Source organism: Jeotgalibacillus terrae (assembly GCF_016908195.1).
Taxonomy (GTDB): Bacteria; Bacillota; Bacilli; order Bacillales; family Jeotgalibacillaceae; genus Jeotgalibacillus; species Jeotgalibacillus terrae.
On record NZ_JAFBDK010000003.1, the window covers coordinates 33288 to 58632 of the forward strand.

Below are 25345 nucleotides of genomic sequence, written 5' to 3' on the forward strand. Positions count from 1 at the left end.
CTTACACACGCTCCTTTGTTTGGATTGTCCAGAATTCCATCGTCCAAGCCTGCTCCCAGAAGTTCCATTCATAATAACTGCTTCTTCTGAAGTGAGTCTTCAGCTCTTTTATTCTTTCATCAGAAAGACCTTCAGCCAGATCATTCATTCTGTTCATCTGTTCTTTTACCAGCTCTCCAAACCATTCAGAACCATAAGTCCCGATCCATTTCTGATAGATTGGATGGTCAGGGTCAGCACCTTTTAATCTTTCTCCAATCTCATAATAGAGCCAGTAACAGGGCAGGATTGCTGCAAGTACATCTGCCAGATCCCCTTCAGCCGAACGGTACATATGAGAAACATAAGCATAAGAGGTCGGCGAAGGTTCAAAGGCTTTCCAGTCTTCTTCGGTCACACCAAGCAATTCCATAAATGATTTATGAAGTGCCAATTCTGCCGCGCACGTCTGCTCTGAATGGTGTGCAAAGCTTTTCGTTGTCTCCAGATCCAGGGCTTTCACTGCCCCGATTGCCTGAACTTTTGCAAAATGCGTTAAATAATACGCATCCTGCATTACATAAAACTTAAAAACATCAAGTGGCAGGGTCCCATCAGCAATCCCTTTTACAAAAGGATGCGCAAAGCTTGCTTCCCAAAGCTGATTACATTCTTCTCTTACTTCAGTACAAAATGTCATACATGTCACTCCTCCAATTAATATTTGCCAATAAAAAACGCCGCTTCCCAAAGATGGGAAGCGACGTATATAAATAGGTTCATACGTCCACTTCCCTACGCTGGTATGATCCAGATCAGGTTCAAAGGGTCCGGACTTCAAGTCCGTCTCAGCCGGTATAACCGGCTCCCCCAGTGGGTTTAACTTTATTCAGTTTTTATTGCAGATTATCTACTGTTCTGCCATCTGCTTCAACGCCTTTTAAATACTTAATACGGCGCTGGGCAGATGTTTCACTTACCTGCTCATCAGCATGGTAAGAAGAACGCACCATCGGACCTGCTTCACAGTGCTTAAAGCCTTTTGAAAGTGCAATTTCCTTCAGCTCTGCGAATTCATCCGGGTGGTAGTAACGTACAACATCCAGATGCTTTTTCGTTGGCTGCAGATACTGACCGAGCGTCAGGATATCTACATTGTGGCCACGCAGATCATCCATTGCTTCAATCAGCTCTTCTTTTGTCTCACCAAGACCAACCATGATACTCGATTTGGTCGGGATATTCGGCGCAATTTCTTTTACACGTGCAAGCAGTTCAAGTGAACGGTCATACATCGCACGTGCACGTACTCTTTTTGTCAGGCGGCGGACTGTTTCAATATTATGGTTGAAAATATCCGGCTCAGCATCCATCAGTGTATGAAGGCTTTCATAATCACCCTTCATATCTGAAGGCAGCACTTCAACCGTACAGCTCGGCAGGCGGCGGTGAATCGCACGTACCGTCTCAGCAAACACTGCAGCCCCTCCGTCATTCAGATCGTCACGCGCAACTGCCGTGACAACGACGTGCTTTAAACCCATCATTTCAGTGGATTCTGCCACACGTTCAGGCTCGCCCCAGTCAAGCTCATTCGGTAGCCCTGTTTTAACTGCGCAGAATCGGCACGCTCTCGTACAAGTATCCCCAAGAATCATAAATGTCGCCGTTTTACGCTCACTCCAGCACTCATGAATGTTCGGGCACTTCGCCTCTTCACACACTGTGTTCAGCTTTTTCTCACGCATCATTTTCTTCAGCTTTTTATAGGAATCATTCGTATTCAGCTTCACCTTCAGCCATTCCGGTTTACGCACATGTTCTTTTGCATTTGTCATACTTTCTGTCTCCCTTCCCGCTTATAGCTCCATTCTTCACTCTTATACTTTTCCTCAAGCTCTGCTGCTTCTCTTAACATCTCTTCTGGCGGTGTAAAAGGTTCCAGGTCTATATCCAGTCCTTTTAAGAACCCTTCTTTGAATGCATCTTTCACTTCATCAAATGTAACAGGCTGCTCAAGTACATCATTGATGGCAACAGCTCTATTTGTAAATGCACGCCGTGCCCGCTCCTTCACTTTTTCACTTGGATAAATAAATAAATCAAATAACTTTTCTATATCCATTGAAATCGGAATGGAGCCGTGCTGCAAAATCACACCTTTTTTACGTGTCTGCGCACTGCCGGCTGCTTTTTTACCATCGACCATCAGTTCATACCACGATGGTTCTTCAAAGCAGACTGCTGATCCTGCCTGCTTCTTTTTTTCTTCAGGGATCGAAAATTCAGCCGGAATCCCAAGTGCCTTATAGCCTTCAAGAATTCCTTTTGATAATACAAGATAAGCCTCTTTAATCGACTTAGGCATTGCAGGGTGATCCTCGGAAACAAGCACGCTGTAAGTCAGCTCATCATCATGAAGAACTGCTCTGCCTCCGGTCTGCCTGCGTACAAGTTCAACACCGTACTTTTCGGCGTTTTCAAGATCTATGCTGCCGCCGACTTTCTGAAAGAATCCGACTGAAATACCCGCCGGCTTCCATCCGTAAAATCTCAGTACCGGTGGAATTTTACCTTCACTATGCCAATTCATCAGCACTTCATCCATCGCCATGTTAAATGATGGCGTGCCATAGCCGGAATCAAGAAAGTACCATGTCTCTTTCATTGTCTGCCTCCCTTCTCCATTTACATAAAAAAACACCACTGCCTATTAAAGGAAGTGGCTTTTACATGCAAATAACATTATGTAAGCATACTTCCCTCCGCTGGCATCATCCAGATCAGGTACAAAGGGTTCGGCAAAAGCCTGTCTCAGCCGGTTGGCTCCCCCAGTAAATTAAATTAATGAAATTGTCAGTTAAAGAGTATCACAGTCGCTTTAATAAAGCAAAGCTGTTTTTGTGTTACAGAAACTGTTTCATACTAATACAGCCCTTTTAGAATTCCATTGTAATCGCATTCAACGCTTTCATTAAAGCAAAAAATATTTTCACATCTGTTACATAAATTTCTGTACTATCACAATAACAGGAGTCATTTCACGACAAAAGATATGCATGTTGGGTCAAAAGACTAAATCGTTGATAATTGGAAATCATCCTGTTCAAATTTTCTCTGCGGGGATGTATGATGGATGGTGAGAAAAGGGGGAATGACATGTGAATCCATGGGATGCAACACACCCTGTGCCAATTGAAAAGGCAAAAGAAAAAATTGAGCGTGCATTTCCTCAACTAAAGCCTGTTCAGGTGGAGCCGTGCGGTACCGGTTTTGATCATACAGTATACGAAGTCAATCAGGAATGGGTATTCAGATTCCCGCGGAGACAGCTGGGCTATGAGGCTATGGAGATTGAAAGAAGAATGCTCATCAGTCTGGAAGCATTGGCGTTTGACGGCGGCTATGACTATCCAAAAGCCGTTTTCTTCAGGGAATCTGAAGGAGAGGATTATCCTTATGTGGGATTTACTCATATAAAGGGCCATGTACTGACTGAAGCGTCTGATACAGATCTTCTTCATCAGGAAGCAGCAAGGATCGGACAGTTTCTTAAAAAATTGCATGCACTGCCTGCAAACTACGTGGATGCAGATCCTGATCATCTGCTGCGGTTATCCACTAAGCTGCGTAAAAAGCATTTTTATAAGATTGCAGGGGAAGCTGGATCAGTAATACCCCAGGCACTCTATGAAAAGCTTGAAAATTATATCATTGACCTGAACGAATGGGAGAATCCTGAGGGCTCAGTGCCTGTCCATGGAGATCTGCACCCCAAGAATATGATTGTTCAACAAGGCGTACTCACAGGATTGATCGACTGGGGTGATGCGCATATTGGTCACCCTGCCATTGATCTGTCTATCGGGTATGCCTGTATGACAGCCGATGTACGCGAAATCCTTTTCGATGCATATGGCGGAGTAGATGAACGGACGCGTGAGCTCGCGCGCTTCAAAGCTGCTTTTGTGATGACTGTTCTTTTGCGCTATGCAAAGGATACGGATGATAAAGACGTGCTGAGGTGGGCGCTTGCCGGATTGGAAAAGGCCCTTGGGTAAAAGTGTCTCAACAGAAATAAAACGGAGAAGCACTCAGGCATCTCCGTTTTATTTCCCCACTTTACTTTTTCCGGCACTCCAATATGCTCCTTCATCCATATGAACGAAAGGAATATCTGTATCTACAAGACCTGTAATTTTCTCAAGCTGAACGTCTTCTCCATCAAGCCACTTCGCAAAATCAAACTCAACCGGCTCCTGATCTCCGCCAAGCGCGAACCAGGTTTTCATTTCTTCAGGCAGATACCCTGACGTATGAATCGTGCCTGCCCACTGACTGTAAAGGTCTGAAAACACACCCTTATCTGTGTCATTCATCAGGCGGAATGCATCATAAGCTGTCTTCAGTTTTGCACGGTTTCTATTCATCGCATCCAGCCGTTTTTTTGAATCAACAAGATGATTTCTGTTTTCTTCTTTCATCATTTCAAAATGATTCGTACATACATTTGACTCACGCACAGCCACCCCGCGCGGAGATGTCTCGATCACATATGTACGGTTGCTGCGGTCATGCACGGTATAGCTGAACGAATGCCGGTGTGGAATCTCTTTTAACATCGCAACCGCTTCATCCACGTTGGCGCATGCTTCTAAAATCAGCCGTCCGATCGTGCAGCAGATAAAACCATCACCAGGCTTTTTGCGATGCATGAAGTTATATCCCATTGTCAGACCATGCTCATTCATCCCATCCATTCGGCCTGTGATGCGCTGCGTCGGACCTGCAATTGCATAACCGGTATCAGTCGGCTGAAAAAAGCTGTAGCGTCCTTCATACGTTTTTGGCATATAATCATAATTTCTGATCAGATAATTGTCTCCTGTTAAAATTGAACATCCGGAACGTTTATAGTCTGTTCTGTAACCGCCAAACTCCATCATCACCCGCTCCATCGGCCACTCAAGCGCATCGCGGAGTCCAATCAGTTCTTCCCAGATACCCGGCGCCACTTTTGTAATGGCATCCTTCACTTCCTGCTCCTCAACTTTAAACCTCGGAATTCTTACCTTCCACTGCTTTTCTCTGTTTTGAACAGTCAGTGAATCTCTCAGTTTCTCGCCCTGAAAAAAGCCAAAGTCATAGTGCGTTCCCCTGAACTGCAGAATGTCGCTATGCACAGATTTCATTTCATATGTCCCCCAGTATTTAGGTTATAGATACAGTTTAACAGTCTGAGGGAGTTCTGTCCCCTACTCCGCTGTCTTAAGCCGCTCCATAATCTTCCGCTTCTGATAAAGCATTGTACCGGTTTCAGCCAACTCATCAATCATCGTTCTGTTGATGAGTGCACCAATCAGAATGCCGGCGATTGGTACAATCTGCAGCAGCTTTTTTAACCCGAACTGCTCTGTAAAGGTAAGAGTTACTTCACGCCAGCCCTGGATTTGTGAAATGACATCATTTGATTTTGCACCCTGATGATAGTTCGACAGTTCTTTCAGGATTGCTTCTTTCCCAACAACATCAGACGTTGAAAACTGCAGACACTTGATGATGAAAACACGCTCCTTTTTATCATCAGGATCATAGCCATGCATCAGCGCAATTTCCTGAAGCGTTGTTAATGAAAGCGTCAGAATTGCAGGAATATCAATCGCAAGCGTGAAAATTCCGCCGACTCCTGTGCTGGCCCCCTGAGCAGTGGCAGTATTTTTCATACGTGTAGCCACTTTCAGCGATGCTTTTCTCATATCCTCTAAGGGCACGTGCTGAAAATCATCTTTTGTTTGAACTGTATGCCCGGTTGTTTTTTCAAATAAGCGATACACTCTCTTTTCACTGGCGAGGTATCTGCCGCCTGTCTGAATAAAGCTTCCGATCTCATCAAGCAGTATGCCGATTTTTTTCTGAATGAATTTTGGTGTTAATTTATCAAGTAGTTTAAAAGGCAGCCGCATCAGTTTATCCCAAAACCATCCGCCGCCCTGATCTTTTTCCCATTTCTGAATTCTTGTTAATTCATTTTCCAATACGATTCTCGATTCCATTTGTCACTCCACCATCCTTATCATAACTGTACGTATTTATATCCTTCCCGGTTTCACGCCTGTTTAAAAACGGAGATTAGGGAAATAGCAGAATATAAGATTTCAAGAGGGAGGGCTGCACATTGAATGAACTGTATATGTGGATGGGCATCGCCCTTTTAGCGGTTGTACTCGTTGATTTTATCTGGACTACGCTGTGGGTGGAAGGAGGTGCCGGTCCTGTAACAAACACACTGTCAAATGGGATCTGGCGGTTGATGAAAGGAATCAGTATGGGGAACTCAAAAGTGCTCAGTCTTGCAGGTCCACTTATTCTTGTTATGACCATCATCATCTGGGTCATCATGTTCTGGGCAGGGTGGACGTTTATCTTTGCAAGTCAGTTTGGTGCACTGTTTAATACACAGAACGGACTGCCGGCTGATTTTATGGACCATATTTATTTTACCGGCTACGTCTTCTTCACACTGGGTAATGGCGAGATTGTTCCGAACGGGGACAATTGGAAAGTACTGACGATCATCGCTACCGGGACAGGGATGTTTTCAATCACATTCGCTGTGACATATCTGTTGTCAGTCTTAAGTGCGGTTACTCAAAAAAGAGCTTTTGCACAGAGCGTGAGCGGAATTGGCAAGAGTGGCGCAGATATCGTGGCGTCCGCCTGGAATGGCAAAGACCTGCATAACCTTGATCTGCTGCTGAATTCTTTTTCAACCGAGCTGAGCAAATTAACAGCGCAGCATCAGGCATATCCGATTCTTCATCATTACCACAGTATCAATGCACAAACAGAAGGAGTCGTCGCTGTAGCTGCACTCGATGAAGCGATGACATTGATTTATTACAGTGTACCGGAAAAATATTGGCCAAATGCCCTGCTTTTAAAGGAAAACCGGTCTGCTGTCGATGATTACCTGGAAACGTTAGATGGTACACATATTAAAATTGCATCGGAAGCACCTCCTGCCCCGGATCCCGTTCCACTTAGTAATGCCGGCATTCCGGTCATGGAGAAGAATTCCTTTGAGTCATCTGTGCAACAAATATCAGACCGAAGAAAACAGTTATACGGGCTTATCATAGATAACGCAAGCAAATGGCCGGACGAATAGGGATCGTCCGGCCATTCATGATTAATTCAGAATTGCAGCACCCTTCGCCTTCTCAATCATTTTCTCTGCGAACTTCCTGCATTTCTCTTTATCTGACCGCTGCGGCGCCAGCTCAACTTTTAATGTCACTGCAAGTCTCGTATGGGCGTAAAGCATATCCCGGAAACGGTCAACCGCTCCGCAATAATCCGGATAACACTGATCGCCTGAACCTGCTACACCTGTCACAAGACCGCATAATTCAGTCTGTTCAAAGGCCTCAAATAACGGGAGTATCTCACGCGGCAGATCACCGCTTCCCCACGTATAAGTCACTACAATACAAGCTGCATAGGAGGCCAACCACTTCAGATCAAATTCTTCAACCCTGATAAGTTCTGCTTCCATCCCTGCCTCAGAACAATTCTCATAAAGGAGGCTCGCAAGCTGCTCTGTATTTCCAGTTCTGCTTGCATAGACGATCAGCGTTTTCACAGCTCATCAAATCCATTTGAAGATGACACCTTTGTATAAGTTCTCGACTTCTGTTCAAAGAAATCCGATTTTGTTTCATTCATCATTTCATCACTGAACACCTGAATCCATGGCATTGGATTCTGTCTCTCTTCAAAAGAATTCTCAAGACCAAGCTGTCTTAACCTCTTATTTGCCAGATATTCCACGTACAGCTCGAATTCATGTAGGTCAATGCCTTCAATACCTGCAAGAATTTCACGGGACCACTCTTTTTCAAGCTCTACTGCTCTGCCAATAGACTGATAGATATAATCTATATTTTCCACAGTATTCAGTTCAGGATTTTCTGCTAACAGAATCCTGATAAACTGTGACATGAAATACGCATGCTGCATTTCATCGCGCTGAATATAACTGATCATCGTGCTCGTCTTCAGCATTTTCTGATTGCGTGCGAGGTGATAAAAGAAGGCAAATCCCGCATAAAAATAAATGCCTTCAAGGTTAATAGAGTTTACTGCTAATTTAAAGAGATTCTCTGCAGTCGGCTGCTCTCTGAACTGCTCATAAGCCTCTAAAATAAATTCATTGCGTTTCCTCACAATCGGATCTGATTTCGCTTCGTTAAAACGCTGGTTCTGTTCACTCAGCGGAACAAGTGAGCTCAGAATATATGAGTATGATTCATTATGAACTGCCTCCTGCTGTGAGATCACAGCAAAAATGGCTTTAAAGCTCGAATCGGTGACATAATCCATCACCTGATTCATCGTCGGCGTCTGCAGACTGTCGAGTGAAGCCAGCTGTGTGTTAATCCGGAGAAAAATATCTTTCTCCTTTTCACTCAAATGATCCCACTGTTTAATATCATCCTGCATATTGATCTCCTGCGCTTTCCAGAAATTTGACAGCAGCGTCTGATACAGATCATACATCTGCGGATGGGCAATATCATTCCAATTCAGCAGACCTGAATTTTCTCCATTAATAATACCTGTTGATTTATTCGGATGTTCAGGATTCAGCAGCTTCATTTTTGTTAATGTCATCATCATTCCTCCTTAGCTGTGGCACGCTTCGCATTCTTCAATTTCTGCCTGCGATGTACTTCTGACGTAATACGTTGTTTTCAGTCCGTTCTTCCAGGCTTCCATATGCATATTCAGCAGTTCCTTCGCTTTAATCGTATGCTTCACGTAAAAGTTAAAGCTGATCCCCTGATCCACATGCTTCTGACGTGCGGCATTCTGACGGATGCTCCAGAGCTGGTCAAGCTCATGACGGCTTTTTCTATAGTATTCATAAATCTGATGATCAAGGTCCGGAACCGTTACTTTAAATTTAAAGTTCTTCTTTTCCTCTGCATATTCAACCGCATAGATCGGATCAATCCCATCTGTTGATCCGCCAATTTTAGCAGTGGAAGAGTTCGGCGCGACAGCCATCAGCCAGCCGTTGCGGATTCCTTTATCGCTCACCTGCTTCTGTAATGTGAGCCAATCTTTACCGTGATAGCCTTTTCGTTCAAAGTAGCGTCCGCTCTGCCATTCCGAGCCTTCAAATTGACTGTATGCCCCCTTTTCTTCTGCAAGGGCACTGGATGCTTTAATCGTTTCAAAAGCAATTGTTTCATATAATCTGTCTGCATATTGCACAGCTTTTTCCGATTCCCAGTGAATGTGTTCGAGTGCGAGCAGATGATGCCAGCCGAATGTACCGAGGCCGATCGCGCGGTACTTCTTATTCGTGCGCTGCGCCTGGCCGACTGTAATCTGATTCAGATCAATCACGTTATCAAGCATTCTGACCTGAATCGGAATCAGCCTTTTCAGCACATCACCTTTAACAGCCCGTGCAAGATTAATAGATGAAAGATTACATACAACAAAATCACCCGGTTTTCTGACAATCACGATATTGCCTTCTTCATCCTCATATTCTCTTGTAATGGTTGTAGCTGACATATTCTGTGCAATTTCAGTACACAGGTTACTGCAGTAAATGGACGTTCTGCCTTCTTCAAGCTTATTCGGATTCTGACGGTTCACTTCATCGCGGTAGAACATGTAAGGTGTACCTGTTTCAAGCTGCGAGACCATCATTCTCGCCATGATATCCATTGCACGGTACGTCTTTCTCGGCAAAAGGGGATGATTCACCGCTTCTACGTATTTCTCAGTGAAATAATGATGATCCGTTTCATCGTAAAAGTCCTCAAGCCCAAGCGGCTGACCTTCAGTATCTTTCCAGCCCATGACCGTTTTCACTTCATGCGGACAAAACGTATGCCACTCGCCAATACTGCGGCCCGCTTCATCAGTCTCCTCAAGCTTTTTCATAAAAAGATCCGGAATCGAAACGCCTGTAAAAATATCATGCGCTTTTCTTCTCTCATCCCCATTATTTGTCTTCAGATCTAAAAAACCGTTCATCATATCCTTATGAAAAACATCCAGATAAACGGCAACAGCTCCCTGGCGCTGTCCAAGCTGATCTACGCTGACCGCCGTATTATTCAAAAGACGGATCCACGGAATCACCCCGGAAGAATTCCCTTTAAACTTTTTAATATCAGAACCAAGCGCTCTCACCTTGCCGTAATAAACGCCGATTCCGCCTCCGTCTTTACTAAGCCGCGCTATATCCCAGTTGTTCGTGTAAATACCATCAAGCGAATCTTCCACTGTATCAATAAAACACGATGCAAGCTGGCCGGTTTTTTTACCGGCATTGGATAATGTAGGCGTCGCAACAGTCATATAAAGATTGCTCATTGCCCAGTAAGCTTCTTTTACAAGTTTAATCCGCTTATCGTGCGCCTCATCTTTCATCAACAGCATTGCAATAATCATAAAGCGTTCCTGTGGCAGCTCGTACAGGTTGCGATTATGATCGCGTGCGAGATAGCGGTCTGCTAACAGAAAGAGTCCGATATAGTTGAACAGGTAATCTTTTTCAGGTGCGATCTCAAGGTTCAGTTCATCGATTTCAGCTTTTGAATAGGCGTTCAGGTCTTCGGTGTAAATGTCTTTATGTATAAGCGTCTGGATCAGGTGATGGAAACTGCCGTACTTTTGCGCAGGGTCATAATGCCTGTTCGAAGCTGCCTGCTCGTATAAGCCATCTAAATAGAGTCGTGCTGCAAGGAACGTCCAGTCTGGTGCGTCCATCGCTACACGATTCAGTGCGTAATGCATGGCAAAGTCACGGGCTGTATCTTCTCGTTGTGTAAGCTGATGCATGAGTTCAGTTGCATCAAGCTGATGGGTTACTGCTGCGTCTTTGATCGTCTGCAGCGTCTGATGGAGATTGTTTTTTTGCGTTACGGTCATGATTGATCCCTCCGATTTAAAGTATGTTAATAATCTTTCCTAAAACCGCTGACCCTTTCCGTGGAAGGCTTCGCTTTCCCGCCCCAGGAAAGTAGTCTGCGTCTTCCAATCCAAGGGTCAGCTGGATGCTGCCTGGACACCTCCACAGGTTCACCTAAGTAATTAAACACGAAAAAACCGCCTATCCGGGATAGGCGGTCAGTAAAACGATTCGCATTATTAGAGCACAGTCCACGTGCGGGACCTGTCTGATAAAGCCATCGTTTCTTTCCTCACACCCCGAAGAAATGAAAACAAAAAATAAGACAGGTCTCCTGACTTGTGCATCACTCTACTTTGAACCCTTCCCGTATCAGCACCCTTTTACAAGAGCTCTCTGATACAGTGGACTGTTCATTTCGTCAGCACATACAGTTGCGGGGGCAGTTCCGGTTTCTCACCGGATTCCCTTTTAAGCGATCTCTCGCATCTTATCTTTCGGCAACACTATATGTTGTATGTTAATTAGATACAATTACTATATATTGTATATGGGTATGATACATGATTCGGATTTTTTGTGCAAGAAGAAAGGTGAGGTTTTTTACGTGGAGGTTTCATGAGAATTTTCGGGTAGTTCATGAAATGACCTCGGAGGTTCATGAAATTTAGTTAGGTGTTCACGAGATTACATCGATGATTCATGAGATCATGACTTTTCACTTAGCCTTAACATTTATAAAAACTATTCCTTTACCCAAATAAGCACTAATTTACAATAAAATCATGTCAAATTAATCATATATGATCAATTATAATGACTTTTGATTTAATATTATTAATCTTAGGATATAGGTATAAAAACCTCAACAAGAGGCAAACAAATGAAACTCAACCATTATATTTGAGCTTTCTCATAAGGAGATTATGTCACATGAGCGTTTATGACTTTAAAGTAAAAACATCAAGCGGATTTACTAAAAGCCTGGATACATACAAAGGAAAATTATTATTAATTGTTAATACTGCCACTAAATGCGGATTTACCCCTCAGCTTGAGGATCTGCAAAAACTGCAGGAACGTTATGAGGACCAGGGACTGCAAATCATTGGCTTCCCTTCCAATCAGTTTGCTGAACAGGAACCTTTGAAAGATGGAGAGATCACAGAATTTTGTGCAATGAATTACGGCGTAAACTTTCCGATTTTCAAAAAGATTGATGTGAGAGATCAGGATGCTTCTCCTCTTTTCACCTATCTTGCAGAGCAAAAACCGTTTCAGGGTTTTGATATGACGCATCCTACATCAAAGTTACTGGTATCAATTATTAATGAACGGTTCCCTCACTACATGTCAGGTGACTCAATCAAATGGAACTTTACAAAGTTTTTAATTGACCGGGACGGCCAGGTGATCGGACGGTTTGAATCGACATCAGAACCAATTGATATGGAAACACAGATTAAGGCAGCATTATAATGCTAAAAGCCACAGGCGTCATGCCTGTGGTTTTTACTATTCCTGATCACACACCCGTACTTTTAAATCTCGGAAACTGTATAGCAATCGCAATTGCGCCTGATAATGCAATCAAAATCGGATAAATGCAGTACGGTACAATTTCAGCAGGTGAGATCCCTGCCACCCCTGCAACTGCTAAAAGCTGGGCACCATAAGGAATGATCCCCTGCACAGAGCTTGAGAAAATATCGAGCAGGCTGGCTGATCTGCGCTTATCAATATCATATTTATCTGCAATCTGCTTAGCCAGTGGTCCTGCGGTAATGATTGAAATGGTGTTATTTGCTGTTGCAAGATTCACAGTACTGACTAACCCTGCAATACCGGCTTCTCCACCTTTTTTAGACTTCACGCGATTTGTCACAGCCTGAAGAAGGAATTCAATTCCGCCGTTTGCTCTGATCAGTTCAACAAGTCCACCAAGCAGAATCGCGATCATCGCAAGCTCCTGCATATTTGAAAAACCTGTTCCAATCAGACCGATCAAGTCCATAAAGTTGTACTGACCGAGCGCTAAGCCGACAATCCCTGCAAAGATGATTCCGCCGAGTAAAACAAGAATCACATTTGCACCGGCTACAGCAAAAATCAATACGCCGAGATAAGGTAACACCTGAAGCAGATTATAAGGATTATCCCCATCAATTGAAGCGCTGTTACCTGTTGTCAGCACCCCAAAGATAATTGCTGTCACAACGGCTGCAGGTAATACGATGAAAATATTCGCTTTAAACTTATCCTTCATTTTTGTACCCTGCGTACGAACTGCTGCAATCGTGGTATCAGAAATGATCGATAAGTTATCTCCAAACATTGCTCCGCTGACGATGGCACCCATCGCCAGTGCCACGCCAATATCTGTCTGTTCTGACAGGCCCAGACCGATTGGGGCAAGTGCCACAATCGTCCCAACTGACGTCCCCATTGAAATCGAAATAAAGCACGCAATGACAAACAATCCAACGATCAGCAAATTCTGAGGAAGCAGAGAGAGTCCAAGGTTCACAGTTGAATCCACTGCTCCGGCACCTTCTGCAACTGAAGCGAATGCACCGGCTAACAGAAAAATCACGACCATTAAAATAATATTCGGGTGGCCTCCTCCTTTCGCCAATTGCATCGTCTTCGTCTGAAAATCTGTTTTCCGGTTCATCAGCATTGCCACCAGAATTGCTGTGAACAATGCAACCAATACAGGCATGAAATAAAAGTCGCCTGTTAAAATACCTGACCCGATAAAAAGTAAGATAAATACGCCAAACGGGATCAGCGCGAGCGGATTGCTTTTAATGTTTTCCTCATTCATTTTCGTTGCCTCCTGTTTCAAATTCGTATCCTGTTTTAATCAATAATCACTTCATAAAGAAAGGTTTTCCGGACACAAAAAAACCTCTCCAATAAGAAAAAGAAGAGGCTTGAATAAGCAAACAACTTTTCTTATCTCTCAGGCAAATGCCTGCTGGAATTGGCACAGTACTCATTGCATGAGTCCGCTGCCGAGGCTTCAAAGGGCCAGTCCCTCCGCCTCTCATCATAAGAAGATGGTTATGAAATTGTAATGATTGTTGAAATATAAGTGATTCAATCGGATAAGTCAATACATTCATTTAAATTAAGAATATTCAATCACACTTCAGGAACTTTCCGCTTCTTTTTTTACTCTTTCAAGAAATTCGAGTACGACTCTGTTATCCTGCTTTTTGCCTGTAAGCTTCAGCATGGCTTTTCCGACAAAATTGGCTCCCTTATTCTGACCCTCATATATCAGTCTGGTCTGCTGCTCACTTTCTTTTAACAGCTTAAAAGAAAACGTTGTGTCAAAGGCTTTTCCGAGAATGAAGTTCACCTTCTTATATTTCTCACCTTCATGATCTTCATAAGCAAGCGTATGTACAATGTAGGTCTCAACGCGTTTTCCTTCTCCGTACGTCTGCTGATGCTTCGCACCTGCCACGGTTTCTTCTCCCTCCACAAGTTCATGGGAGATCACTTTTGGCATGATTCTTTTGATGTTTTTATCCCTAAACAACTCCCATACCTGTTCAATGTTCGCGTTAATCGTTGTTTCTTCTTTCCATATGATCATGGTTGATCGCCCTTTCTGGCAGATTCTTAATTATATTTTATACGATTTGCTGGCTACATGCTAAAAAAGCCATTCGCACGACTGCGAATGACTTTTTAGATCGTTTTATTTACCAGCGTATACATAAATCGCATCACGTAAAAACCTGGTTCCCCCTTCAATGTGCTGATCGTAATAAGCAGTAAACCGCTCATCGCTCACGTACATATCACCAAGGCCTGCATGCGCTTCTTTTGAATACTGCGGCCATGTGAAACTCAGCCATTTTTTATGCAGTTCAACTGCTTTTTGTGCTTCAGGTGAAGCTGGATCGCCTGTTTCATAACCCTTCTTAAGCTCTTCAAGAAACTCTTTTTCTACTTCCTGCATTTTTTTGAAGTCATCTTCAGACAGTCCCATCATTTTCGCATTGCTGTCATCCACAACCTCATCTCCGTACTGTTCACGTACTTCTTTTCCATACTTCTTTTCATTTTCATTAATCAATTTCTTTTTAAATCCTTCAAACTTCTCCTCATCTGTCATTAGAGTGCCTCCTTCTTTATTTTCAATCGTTTTTTGAACGGTTGAGATAATCTGTTCAAGACGGGCGTGTTTTTCCTGCAGCTTCTGAACATGCTGCTGCAAAGCTGAGATCAGGTCAAAGTCCGGGTGATGAATGATGCTGGTAATTTCCTCAAGGCTTACCTCAAGCTCCCGGTAAAAGAGAATCTGCTGCAGCAGATCTACTTCCTTCTGACCGTAAATCCGATAACCTGATGAACTGAGTCTTGCCGGCTTTAACAGACCAATTTCATCGTAATATCTCAGTGTGCGTCCGCTCACACCGGACAGCTTTGCGAGTTGCTGTACTGTATATTCCATTGTAACCCCTCCTGACAAATACAGCATAAGGCTTAACGTAACGTGAAGGTCAACTCCTAACACGATATTTTTTTAATTAATTGGAAATGAGAGTTTTTAACACCTTTATTTTAGGTTAAAGAAGTAAGACATATAAAAATGATGAGGTGAGAAGATGAGCGGATCGCATTATACAGTAGGCTTAATTGCAGCGCCGGGATATCCAAAAGAATTAATAGATTCGCTAAAAGCCGGCCTGCCGGAACTGCTTGGATATTACGTTGACGATCAACGGGAATGGAAAATTGACTGTTCAATAGATTCCCTGACCGGAGGAACTGATCAGTCTGACGAAGTCATGAAAGCGATTCTGACAAAAAGCGGCGAGAATGAATGGGATTTTACTGTAGCGATTACCGACCTGCCACTGCTTCATCATAAAAAAGCGATTATTGCAGAAGCCTATGAAGAAGCTAATATTGCTTTAATCAGCCTTCCCGGTCTTGGCGCAGTTCCTCTCGCACGCAGAGTCAGGGATTCAATTCTGCAGCTGGTAAATGAAATGTTCTACACGACGTCAGAGGAAGGTCGGCAAAAAGCGGAACAGCGACTTGAAAAGAAGGATGAGACGGAAGATAAAAATCTCAAAACGAGAAATCCGAAAAGATTAGTTGGGAGAAAAGGCTTCGATAAAATCTCACCGATCAGAAGAGAGACTCCTGAGGATACAGAGAATATTGATGTAAGATTTAAAGTGAATTCTTATTCAGGAAGCGCTTTACGCCTTTTAACCGGAATGGTCCGGGCAAATAAGCCGTGGGTCATGTTTTCATCATTCAAAAAAGTCATTATGCTTGCCTTTACAACCGGCGCTTATGCTTTAGTGTTCCCGACACTTTGGATGCTGAGTCATGAATACAGCGTCTGGCGGATGTTTTTACTCTCCGTCGTTTCAATTCTGGCGATGGTGTTCTGGGTGATTTCTGCCCACAAGCTGTGGGAGAGAAAACGCGATACAGAAAAAGAAGCTCACCTCAGAAAACTTTATAATGCAACAACCTTCCTGACGCTTCTGGCATCAGTCTGTCTGTATTATATATTACTGTTTATATTATTTTCATTTGCAGTGGTGTTATTTATTCCAATGGGCCTGCTGCAGTCAGAAGTTTCTCCCGACGTCGGGTACGTAAATTACTTTTTTATCGCCTGGACAGCGACCAGTATTGCTACAATTATCGGTGCGCTCGGTTCAGCACTTGAAGATGAAGAGGTTGTATTATCTTCTACTTATGGTTACCGTCAGCGTCAGCGGTATGAAGAAATCAGAAGGATGGAAGAAGAAAGAGAATCATAATATGTATGTCAGAGTCCTTTCGAAGCATTTGCTTCCGGGAGGACTCTTTTCTATGGTCAGATGATCAGCTTTTCTTTTTTAAACATTGGCTTCATGGATAAGATGCGGTCATAGTGAAAAGTTCGTACAGCTCTTCTTTTCAGGCAGTAAGCTGTAAAAGAAGTCTCACCAAGTTTTCTGATCAATACGCGTCTCTCAGAACAGACGCCACCATTTTTCATATAGATCATTTTAACTGTCAGACCCTGCTGTCTGTAAAGGAATAATTTTTCCTTCATCACCACTCCTCCTCTTACATTTATTATACGAACAAATGTTCTTAAAGTAAACTGAAAAGCTGCTAGATCAGTATCCAAATTCAAGAATTTCACTGGCCAATTTATTTTTATTTCCTAAGGATTAAAGATAAAAGTATAAGGGTAAAAAAGTATCATATTGTTCATGAAATATATAGGAGCAGGTGAAAAGATTGATACGATCTGAAAACAGCAAGGAACTGACAAAGTTCATAGAAAAAGCCCTCGATTACACGAGAGCTGGCCTGATTATAACGGATTCCACTCTCCCTGATAATCCGATTATTTATACAAATAAAGGGTTTCTTGATATGACTGGGTATAATGAAGACGAGGTGCTTGGACAGAACTGCCGTTTTTTGCAGGGCGAAGAAACTGATCAGGATACACTTGGCATACTGAGAGAAGGCATACGTGCGGTTGAATCTGTTAATGTACAAATCTTAAATTATACAAAAGACAATAAAATGTTCTGGAATGAACTTTTTGTAGATCCTCTTTATCTGGATAATAAATTGTACTTTGTAGGCGTTCAGAAAGACATTACTGAAAACATGAAGCAAAAAGACCAGCTGGATGCTTATTATAAAGAAATGGAACAAATGTCCACTCCTATTGTGCCAGTGAATGACAAGGCTTCTGTGTTACCGATAATCGGACAATTAAATGAACGACGCTATGAGATGCTGATTAATAACGTAATGGAATATCTTCAGAAAACCACAGACAGTTACCTCATTATCGATTTATCCGGCCTGATTGAAATTGATGAGATAGCAGTTAAGCATCTGTTTGATCTTCAGAAACTTATTTCACTTACTGGTACCACGGCAATTTTTACTGGCATTCAACCTTCATTTGCACAAAAAGTGACGGCATTGCAGGCTGAGATGACATCTTTACATACATTCAGTCATGTAAAAGCTGCAATACAGTTTATTAATAAAGATTCAGTATGAAAAAGGTCTATCTGATATTTTCTCAGATAGACCTTTTTCATAGGTTATTATTTAAAGAGTTCCACCAAACGGTCCCAGAAGCTCTTCTCTTCTATAGCTTCATCCTCCGTTTCTTCTGCATCATCTTTTTTCAGGCTGTCCGTTTTAATGACAAATTGTACAGCTTCAACCTTGTCATTTTGCTTGGAAACAAATGACACTGGTTCAAAGTCTGATTTATCGAATTCACTGATCATGCCATCGATTTCTTCCTGCAGCTGATCAGGCAGTTCACTTGTTGCTGAAGCTAGCTCAGATGTCCCGCTGTACAGTTCACCTGCTCCGCTTTCGAGTTCAGCTGTGCCGCCTGTCAGACCACCGATACCGCTGTGAAGCTCTCCATATGAACCTTCAAGAGAGGCAACACCGCCAGTGTACTCAGTCAAACCTGCGTGGAATTCGCCGTAGTTCGCTGCAAGCGTCCGCAGACCCTGCTGCAGCTGTCCAAGAGATTCATCCATATTGGTTGCTGCAAGCCCGCTTTCAAGCTGATCCGCAATTGTATGAAGCGTGCTGCTCATTTCGCTGATCGCTCCCATACTTGAGCTGAGAGCCCCCGGCACTGCAGCAAAGGCTTCCTGGGTCTGTCTGTATGTTTCTTTCACTGCAAGTGATGACTTGTAGCTTGCAACAAGTTTATCAACAGTCGCTTCATCCGCTCCGCTTTCATAAAGCACCGCGATTTCGGCTTCTGTGATCTGATGTTCAGGGACTGCTGCGATCACCTGATCAAGTGCGTGATAAGCCTGTTCATAGTTCCCGCTTAAAGTCGTCAGACCATTACCAACCTCTTCAAGACCTCCGGCAATCTGTCTGAACGCACCAGGGAGATTGCTGAACTGACTCGTATCCACCTCGCCAATTCCTGCACCAACGGACTCACTCATCTGATTCAGCGCCTGCTGAATAGATGATGAACCTTCGATAAGCCCGCCTGTGTTACCTGAGAGCTGACTGAGCCCGCTTTGGAACTGTGCTGAACCGTCGTAGAGACTGGCCGTTCCATTGTTCAGTTCAGCAATCCCTGTCTGCAGCGCGCCTACCCCATTATTCACTTCAGCAGTCGCATCAGAAAGTGAAGTCATTTCTTCTTTTACTTCTCCTGTATCAGGTGCATCAATTGAAACGGATGATGGGACTGCTGCAATTTCAATGGCTTCCATCTCAAGGTCAGTCACATCCGCTTTTACTATATAACTTTCTTCTTTTTCAGGCATAACCGTAAAAGTGACCTGTCTGTTTTTACCGGCAGATGCAATGGTTCCATCCGGTGCTTCAATATTTTTAAAACGGTCAGCATCAAAAGTCATCGTGATCTGAACCATATAGTTGTTGAAGAACCGTTCTTCGCCTTCCGTGTTTTTAGAAGAATCGATCTGGATTTCAAGCTGTCCATTTTCACCGATCAGTGAGTCAGCATCAGTACTTTCACCGTTTAAGGAATAACTGATATCAAAGTCCCACGGCAGTGCTTTATTGTCCATGTTACCCTGATAGTAAAACTCTTCTTCCTGGGCAGTGAATGTGATCTGTTCCCCGTCCTGTTCAAGCGGTGTCAGGTCAGTCAGGTTCTGTACGCTTGTGTAGTCCCCGAAGTCAGTCATTTCACCAAAATCATTTACTGTAAACTGATTCACCACATAAAGATTTTCCTGCTCCCCGGCTGCATCAAGCGTTGCATAGACGACTTCTGTCTTCTGATCATATGCCCCTGCCCCTTCAGCAGACGGCTTATCTGCGGAAGTATCCGTTTCCGCTGAGACAAGAAGCGTGGGCATCGCAAGCAGAATCGCTGCAGAGGCAGCACCTGTACGTTTAAATGTCATGTTCATTTCCCCTTATAAAAATTTGCTTTCCACGTAGTTTTTTCAATGACTTTATCAAAGATCACAAGCAGCGCAGGCAGTACGAATACCACCATGATAAAAGCAAGCAGCGCCCCGCGTCCTAGTAATAGTCCAATAGAAGAAACAACCGGGTTTGTTGAGGTGATCCATAAAATAAATCCGACACTTGAAAGAATAGAAGCTGATACAAAGATCGCAAACAGCTTTTCATCTATCGTCTTTTTAATGGCATCAAGTGCAGACATTTCCTGTCTGAGCTTGTAGTAATTCTCCGTGAATAATATCCCGTAATCCACTGTTGCAGCGAGCTGAATCGTACTGATCAGCAGATATCCGATGTAAACGAGCGGCGCATCCGTAAAGTACGGAATCGCCAGGTTAATCCAGACTGAAGCCTGAATGGTAATGAGTAAAACGACGGGAATTGAAAGCGAGCGGAATGTCAGCAGTAATACGAGAGCGACTGTTACTACGGTCATGACATTCACAAATGTATTATCTTTTTGCACAATCTCCCTCATATCATATAACGTGACACTCTCACCAAGAAGGTGGGCATCATCGTAATAACTGTCAGCCGTTTCCTTGACTTCTTCAATCAGGGTGAAGGCTGCTTCGCCTTCTGTCTCTGTTTCAGCAAAAATAGTAATTCTCGCATAATGTTCTGAATAGAACTGGTCTGTCACTGATTCATCAAGATATTCAGGCGGAACCGCCGCGCCTGCAACATTCACATAGGACATGACACCTGATACGTGATCGAGCGTTTCAAGTTCCCGTACAAGCTCTTCTTCTGTTCCGCGATCTTCAGCAGGAACCAGCAGAACCATCGGCGTCTCCTTACCAAAGATCTCTTCAGTTGCTGTGGCATCCTGTCCTGCACGTGTATTGTCAGGATGTTCACCAGCTCCGTAGATAAATGTCGTATTGCTTTGTGCTAAAAAGGCCGGCACAATCAACAGTAAAACAAGAATCAGACTCGGTACTCTCAGTTTGATCACACGCTTGCCGACACCTTTAAAATCAGGAATGAACTGACGGTGTTTTGTTTTATCAATCCATTTATAAAACATGAGTGTGAGAGCCGGCAGAAAGATAATCACACTGATAAAGCTGAGCAGAATCCCTTTTACAAGATTAAGTCCAAGGTCTGAACCAATACCAAACTCCATAAATGTCAGTGCCATGAATCCAAAAAATGTCGTTGAGGCACTGGCAATAATCGCCGGGAAAGATCGCTTCATGGCAAGCTTCATCGCAGTTGTGGGGTCATCGACCTTTTTACGGTAATCAGAAAAACTGTGGAGTAAAAAGATCGCGTAATCAAGCGAGACTGCGAGCTGCAGAATCGGTGCAACGGACTGGGTGATAAATGATACTTCACCGAGGAAAATATTTGTCCCCAGGTTAATCAGGATTGATACACCAATCGCCGTTAAAAAGAACACCGGCTCAATCCATGAGTTTGTAGATAAAATTAAAATAATGATAATAATCGGGACGAGCAGCAGGGCAGCATACATAGACTCATCCCCGGCCATCTGCTGTGATACAGCAGTTGTGACCGCTTCACCTGTCAGCGCATTTTCATCGCCTATCAGATCATAAATCTCATTCGTTACTGCCACTTCCTGTTCTTCTTCAATTGTGATAGATATGAGCGCTGCATCATCCTGGTAGTAAGATGACAGCATTTCCTGATCGGCCATTTCAAGTGGAACCGTCAGATCCATCACATCATCAAGCCAGGTGACACTGCTGATGCCATCAATCGCTTCAAGCTGTTCTTTATAATCAAGGGCTTCAGCAATTGTGACATCCTGAACCATCACCTTCGCATTCGGTACAGGTTCATCAAATTCTTCCTGCATCACTTCCACAGCTTCAATTGACGGTGCGTCATCCGGCAGGTAATCTGCCATATTGTAATTAACTGAAACCGCAAATTGCGCGGCAACGCTAATAATTGTGATGATCATAAATGTAAGTACAATACTTTTCTTATGTTTAATAACCCGTGACGTCCAGTCGATAAAGCGTCATCCTCTCTTGCATAGCACTTTCATACACTCTAATATTATATTGACACAGTGTTGGATATTCAACAGACAGTCTGTTTCATTCTGTCAGTTTTCCAACACATCGTCTATTATGTGTTGGATTTTCACAAACATTTAACATAAGGAGTTTAGATCATATGAGTGAAAAGCTTGATCATCGAAAAAAATATACGCGGATGGTGCTGAAGGAGAGTCTGATCAGCCTGCTTAGTCATAAGCCTATTTCTTCAGTAACGGTAAAAGAAATTTGTGAACTGGCGGATATTAACCGTTCCACTTTTTACACGCATTATCAGGACCACTTTGATCTACTTGGACACATTGAAGATGAAATTGTTGAGGATATGAACCGCTACCTCCTGCGATACAGCACTGAGCTGGATGAAGAAGCACTTAAAATTACTGAAAAGATTCTTGAATATATGATTGAACATAAAGCAGTGATCCGGGCATTGCTCAGCAATAATGGTTCAACGGCTTTTGAGAAAAAAGTGATGGAACTCACGCGCCGTTATATGATGAACAACCTAATGAACGATAACGGTGTCCGTCAGGCAGAATCGACTTACTTAAGTATCTTCGTCGTCAGCGGCGCGATTCATGTGATCAAAGAATGGATCTCAAATGATATGGACCAGCCGCCTGAGAAGCTCGCTGTCCTGATTAACAGCTTTGTGAATGAGGGGTTGTCTTATTTGGAGAAGGGGTGAGATTACGGGGTTGGACTGGCGGGATTTGTGACGGTGGATTTCTCGGGGTTCGCGAGGTTCGCAGGGTTCGACGTTCGTGCGGCCGGGTTCGCGCTTTGGTGGTGCAGGTTCGGCGTTTGGTCCGGCGTGTTCGACACTTATCATGTACTGTTCGCCACTCATCAGCTGATGTTCGACACTTCGGGACTTTGTACTCACCCGTCATCGCAATCGCAATCGCCATCCCCATCAAAAAACCGCAAAGCACCCAACAGCGCTTTGCGGTACAATCACTCTGCCGCCACCTTCTCAGATGGTGCAGATTCCTTCTTCTTGAGATTGACAGCCGTTACGTAATACTGGTCTCCGGCGGCAGACTCCGGATCATAGTAGCTTTTCCGTTCGTGCGCTGACACACTTGCCACATGGACAAAGCGTGGATCCTGCTCTGACTTTTTGTAGACGCGGTAACCGATTACTGTATCATTACGCACAGCATGCCATGTGACTGAGCCTGCTTCAAAAGAAACATTATCAGGAGCTGAAGTTACTTTCAGCGGATCAGCCGGTTCATCTTCAGACACGAGTTCGGTGTAAACAACGAGTCTGTCCGGATACAGATGCTGCTCACGGTCAAACGTGCCGGTACATGTGATGATGTTCAGGTTTCTTGTATCTGAAGGACCGAAAATCTCTGAAATTGGTGATTCATTTGTTGCATAACTCTCTTTTCTTTTCACATCAAAAGTCAGCTCTACCCCGTTTTCATCTGTAATGATAATCTGTTCACCAACTTCAACATCTTTTAAATAAAAGAAAATCGCGGGACCTTCTTTACTATCCACATGGCCGGCTATCACTGAATTCCCGACTGCGCCAGGCTGCACGCCGCGGTCATACCAGCCGGTTACCTCGGTTGATTCCGGTACTTCCATTTCTCCATTTTCCAGCAGTCCCACCGGAATGACGCCGGTATCAATATCAAGGCTCGGAATCTGAATACGGGCAGGATTAATTCCCTCTTCTTGAATCTTTAGCTGTTCTTCAAGCTCTGTCTGGCGTTTTTTTAAAGAGTCAAGAAGAACAAACTCTTCTCCTTTATGTGCAACTGCTTTTGTTAACTTTGCTGTTTCTTCTTCAATTTCTTTTTTTAAATCCTGTGTTTCATTTTCAGGTGCGGATTCTTCTTTCGTCTGATTCATCGCAATCGCCTGATAGCTGATCACGCTTAAAAGCAATACAGCCGCTATAAGAACAAAAAGCTTTTTCTTCATGACCTGATCCCTCCATTTATGTGAATAAAGAAGAGTGGCGTGAACCACTCTTCTTATTCAATGACAATGTTATTCTTGATTAGCTGTTTTCTTTTTCACTGCAAATCCAGCTGCTGCAAGAATCGCTGTTGCAAGTGCAACCCATACCGCTACAGGTGTCTGCTGTTCAGCTGCTCCACCGAGACCAGTGTTAGGCATATCAGCAGGCATGTCAGCTGAAAATTGATCAGGCATTTGCTTCACAATTGCATCACCAAGTGCCTGGCCTACTCCAAACATGAACGCATAACCTTCACGGAAAGTATCTGTGCTTGTCTGATAATCCTCAGCTACATAAGCGTCAAATGCTGCTACAACCTGATCTTCGTGTGTTTTTAATGAAGAGATTGCTGCATCTTCAGGCAGGTTACCTTCTGTTGCTGTTGCAAGGAACATACCGAATTCCTGAGTGAACATAGATAGGCTTTCTTTAGCTGCTGCAATTCCTTCTTCATCCTCTGCTACTGTTGCGCTGACAAGGTCGGCCTGTGCATTGATGTGCTCGCTTGTCCATAGTTCCTTGAACTGTGCTGCGCCTTCGTCACCATAGATTGAACCGATTGCTGCAGTAAATTCATCTGTGTTCATATCTTCAGCCCAAGTCGCAAAATCATACTCAGGTGCGCCTGTTACACCGTTTTGCATACTCATCGTTGCAAGTGCAAAGTGTTCAGCTGCAAGGTTATTCAGTGTAGATCTCAAATCAGCTGCCGGTGAATCTGCTGCAGATCCTTCAAAGTTATCCGGCATTTGCGTTACGATTGCGACTGATAATGCTTTACTAATGTCAAACATTCTGTCATAACCTTCCATGAAGTGAGTGAAATATGCTTCATAGTCACCTTCAACATAGCTGTCAAATGCACTGATAACATCCTGTTCGTGTGCAGTTAATACTTCTACAGCTGCTGCTTCCGGAAGATTACCTTCAGTTGCAGTTGCAAGGAAAGCGCCAAATTCATTCGTAAACTCTTCAACCTCTGCTTCTGCTGCTGCTCTCATGTCAGCGTCATCAGATTTTGCTGCTTCAACAAAGTCCGGTGAGTAATCATTATGATTGACGAAGATTTCTTCAAACTGCTGTGCACCTTCTGCACCGTAGATTGATTCAATTGCCGGTGTCATATCGAGTGCATTTTGATTAAGTGCTGCATAAGCCTGTTCTTCATCTGGTGCATCATTATAATCTTTCACCATTGCGTTCACTGCCAGTACATAGTGTTCTGACAGCAGCTGGTCAAGCGTTGAACGAAGATCTGAAGCCGGTGTAATCGCTGTGGCCTCCCCTGTTGCTGCAAGTCCTGTTGTTGGTGCGATTAATGAAAGTCCTAATACTGGTGCTGCAATTCTCTTAAGTAATTTTTTCTTTTGCATATTTAACTCTCCTTTTCGTTATGATTTATTTGATTTCAAACAGCTAACG

At 43.5% G+C, this 25345-nt stretch carries 22 protein-coding genes and 4 riboswitches; of the genes, 6 read left to right on the top strand and 16 right to left on the bottom strand.

The window, feature by feature from the left end; translation table 11 throughout:
• Nucleotide 1: 1 nt before the first annotated feature.
• The 3 genes from tenA to JOD21_RS03255 all read right to left on the bottom strand — a co-directional run bounded on the left by tenA (nucleotide 2) and on the right by JOD21_RS03255 (nucleotide 2647).
• Nucleotides 2-679: a thiaminase II gene (tenA, locus tag JOD21_RS03245; RefSeq protein ID WP_204728232.1), complete on the bottom strand. Its 678-nt coding sequence runs from the start codon at nucleotides 677-679 to the stop codon at nucleotides 2-4.
• 75 nt (nucleotides 680-754) lie between these two features.
• A riboswitch (TPP riboswitch) is annotated at nucleotides 755-861 on the bottom strand.
• Nucleotides 862-875: 14 nt separating this feature from the next.
• Entirely contained in the window at nucleotides 876-1817 is a 942-nt protein-coding gene (gene lipA / locus JOD21_RS03250; protein ID WP_204728233.1) for a lipoyl synthase, read from the bottom strand.
• Nucleotides 1814-2647, bottom strand: coding sequence for a lipoate--protein ligase family protein (locus JOD21_RS03255; RefSeq protein WP_204728234.1), 834 nt, complete (start codon nucleotides 2645-2647; stop codon nucleotides 1814-1816). Before JOD21_RS03255 ends, lipA begins: the two co-directional genes overlap by 4 nt.
• 75 nt (nucleotides 2648-2722) lie before the next feature.
• Nucleotides 2723-2822: riboswitch (TPP riboswitch) on the bottom strand.
• A 318-nt stretch (nucleotides 2823-3140) separates the two neighbouring features.
• Here JOD21_RS03255 and JOD21_RS03260 point away from each other — a divergent pair.
• The gene (locus JOD21_RS03260; protein WP_204728235.1) at nucleotides 3141-4040 is read left to right on the top strand and encodes a phosphotransferase; all 900 of its coding nucleotides are present in this window, start codon (nucleotides 3141-3143) and stop codon (nucleotides 4038-4040) included.
• A gap of 48 nt (nucleotides 4041-4088) precedes the next feature.
• On the opposite strand, the gene JOD21_RS03265 is transcribed toward JOD21_RS03260, so the two are convergent.
• Both JOD21_RS03265 and JOD21_RS03270 read right to left on the bottom strand, forming a co-directional pair.
• Entirely contained in the window at nucleotides 4089-5171 is a 1083-nt protein-coding gene (locus tag JOD21_RS03265) for a C45 family autoproteolytic acyltransferase/hydrolase (protein WP_204728236.1), read from the bottom strand.
• A gap of 63 nt (nucleotides 5172-5234) precedes the next feature.
• Nucleotides 5235-6032, bottom strand: coding sequence for an EcsC family protein (locus JOD21_RS03270; protein WP_204728237.1), 798 nt, complete (start codon nucleotides 6030-6032; stop codon nucleotides 5235-5237).
• Nucleotides 6033-6154: 122 nt separating this feature from the next.
• Between JOD21_RS03270 and JOD21_RS03275 the strand changes: the two genes are divergently transcribed.
• Nucleotides 6155-7147 (top strand): potassium channel family protein, encoded by a 993-nt coding sequence (locus JOD21_RS03275; RefSeq protein WP_204728238.1) that lies wholly within the window; start codon nucleotides 6155-6157, stop codon nucleotides 7145-7147.
• 21 nt (nucleotides 7148-7168) lie between these two features.
• Here the strand turns inward: JOD21_RS03275 and JOD21_RS03280 are convergent, their stop codons facing one another.
• Genes JOD21_RS03280 through JOD21_RS03290 form a run of 3 tightly spaced genes read right to left on the bottom strand, consistent with a single transcriptional unit; the run spans nucleotide 7169 to nucleotide 10935 of the window.
• Nucleotides 7169-7621 carry a flavodoxin domain-containing protein gene (locus JOD21_RS03280; protein ID WP_204728239.1) on the bottom strand — a complete coding sequence of 151 codons (453 nt, stop codon included), beginning with the start codon at nucleotides 7619-7621 and terminating at the stop codon, nucleotides 7169-7171.
• Nucleotides 7618-8658, bottom strand: coding sequence for a ribonucleotide-diphosphate reductase subunit beta (locus tag JOD21_RS03285; RefSeq protein WP_380269901.1), 1041 nt, complete (start codon nucleotides 8656-8658; stop codon nucleotides 7618-7620). Before JOD21_RS03285 ends, JOD21_RS03280 begins: the two co-directional genes overlap by 4 nt.
• Nucleotides 8659-8664: 6 nt before the next feature.
• Complete coding sequence (locus JOD21_RS03290; RefSeq protein WP_204728241.1) at nucleotides 8665-10935, bottom strand: ribonucleoside-diphosphate reductase subunit alpha; 2271 nt, start codon at nucleotides 10933-10935, stop codon at nucleotides 8665-8667.
• 287 nt (nucleotides 10936-11222) lie between these two features.
• Nucleotides 11223-11423: riboswitch (cobalamin riboswitch) on the bottom strand.
• 425 nt (nucleotides 11424-11848) lie between these two features.
• On the opposite strand from JOD21_RS03290, the gene JOD21_RS03295 reads away from it, so the two are divergent.
• The gene (locus tag JOD21_RS03295) at nucleotides 11849-12394 is read left to right on the top strand and encodes a glutathione peroxidase (protein WP_204728242.1); all 546 of its coding nucleotides are present in this window, start codon (nucleotides 11849-11851) and stop codon (nucleotides 12392-12394) included.
• Nucleotides 12395-12440: 46 nt separating this feature from the next.
• On the opposite strand, the gene JOD21_RS03300 is transcribed toward JOD21_RS03295, so the two are convergent.
• From JOD21_RS03300 to JOD21_RS03310, 3 genes are all read right to left on the bottom strand, one after another.
• Nucleotides 12441-13742, bottom strand: a complete 1302-nt coding sequence (locus JOD21_RS03300; RefSeq protein ID WP_204728243.1) for a Na+/H+ antiporter NhaC family protein — start codon at nucleotides 13740-13742, stop codon at nucleotides 12441-12443.
• Nucleotides 13743-13870: 128 nt separating this feature from the next.
• Nucleotides 13871-13976, bottom strand: a riboswitch (SAM riboswitch).
• Nucleotides 13977-14069: 93 nt separating this feature from the next.
• Nucleotides 14070-14522 carry an SRPBCC family protein gene (locus JOD21_RS03305; protein WP_204728244.1) on the bottom strand — a complete coding sequence of 151 codons (453 nt, stop codon included), beginning with the start codon at nucleotides 14520-14522 and terminating at the stop codon, nucleotides 14070-14072.
• 105 nt (nucleotides 14523-14627) lie between these two features.
• Nucleotides 14628-15386, bottom strand: coding sequence for a MerR family transcriptional regulator (locus JOD21_RS03310; RefSeq protein ID WP_204728245.1), 759 nt, complete (start codon nucleotides 15384-15386; stop codon nucleotides 14628-14630).
• A 154-nt stretch (nucleotides 15387-15540) separates the two neighbouring features.
• Between JOD21_RS03310 and JOD21_RS03315 the strand changes: the two genes are divergently transcribed.
• Entirely contained in the window at nucleotides 15541-16719 is a 1179-nt protein-coding gene (locus JOD21_RS03315; protein ID WP_204728246.1) for an MFS transporter, read from the top strand.
• Between the two features lie 56 nt (nucleotides 16720-16775).
• Here the strand turns inward: JOD21_RS03315 and JOD21_RS03320 are convergent, their stop codons facing one another.
• A complete protein-coding gene (locus JOD21_RS03320; protein ID WP_204728247.1) occupies nucleotides 16776-16997 on the bottom strand; it encodes a WYL domain-containing protein in 222 nt (73 codons plus the stop codon).
• 191 nt (nucleotides 16998-17188) lie between these two features.
• On the opposite strand from JOD21_RS03320, the gene ytvA reads away from it, so the two are divergent.
• Nucleotides 17189-17974 carry a YtvA family blue-light photoreceptor gene (gene ytvA, locus JOD21_RS03325; RefSeq protein WP_239581349.1) on the top strand — a complete coding sequence of 262 codons (786 nt, stop codon included), beginning with the start codon at nucleotides 17189-17191 and terminating at the stop codon, nucleotides 17972-17974.
• A 47-nt stretch (nucleotides 17975-18021) separates the two neighbouring features.
• On the opposite strand, the gene JOD21_RS03330 is transcribed toward ytvA, so the two are convergent.
• Together JOD21_RS03330 and JOD21_RS03335 are read right to left on the bottom strand one after the other, a co-directional pair.
• Nucleotides 18022-19839, bottom strand: coding sequence for a YhgE/Pip domain-containing protein (locus JOD21_RS03330; protein WP_239581351.1), 1818 nt, complete (start codon nucleotides 19837-19839; stop codon nucleotides 18022-18024).
• A gap of 2 nt (nucleotides 19840-19841) precedes the next feature.
• Nucleotides 19842-21839 (bottom strand): efflux RND transporter permease subunit, encoded by a 1998-nt coding sequence (locus JOD21_RS03335; RefSeq protein ID WP_204728249.1) that lies wholly within the window; start codon nucleotides 21837-21839, stop codon nucleotides 19842-19844.
• A gap of 218 nt (nucleotides 21840-22057) precedes the next feature.
• Between JOD21_RS03335 and JOD21_RS03340 the strand changes: the two genes are divergently transcribed.
• Complete coding sequence (locus JOD21_RS03340) at nucleotides 22058-22630, top strand: TetR/AcrR family transcriptional regulator (protein WP_204728250.1); 573 nt, start codon at nucleotides 22058-22060, stop codon at nucleotides 22628-22630.
• 269 nt (nucleotides 22631-22899) lie between these two features.
• Here JOD21_RS03340 and JOD21_RS03345 read toward each other — a convergent pair whose 3' ends face one another.
• A complete protein-coding gene (locus JOD21_RS03345) occupies nucleotides 22900-23883 on the bottom strand; it encodes a class F sortase (RefSeq protein ID WP_204728251.1) in 984 nt (327 codons plus the stop codon).
• 69 nt (nucleotides 23884-23952) lie between these two features.
• Nucleotides 23953-25296, bottom strand: coding sequence for a copper amine oxidase (locus JOD21_RS03350; protein WP_204728252.1), 1344 nt, complete (start codon nucleotides 25294-25296; stop codon nucleotides 23953-23955).
• Nucleotides 25297-25345: the final 49 nt, after the last annotated feature.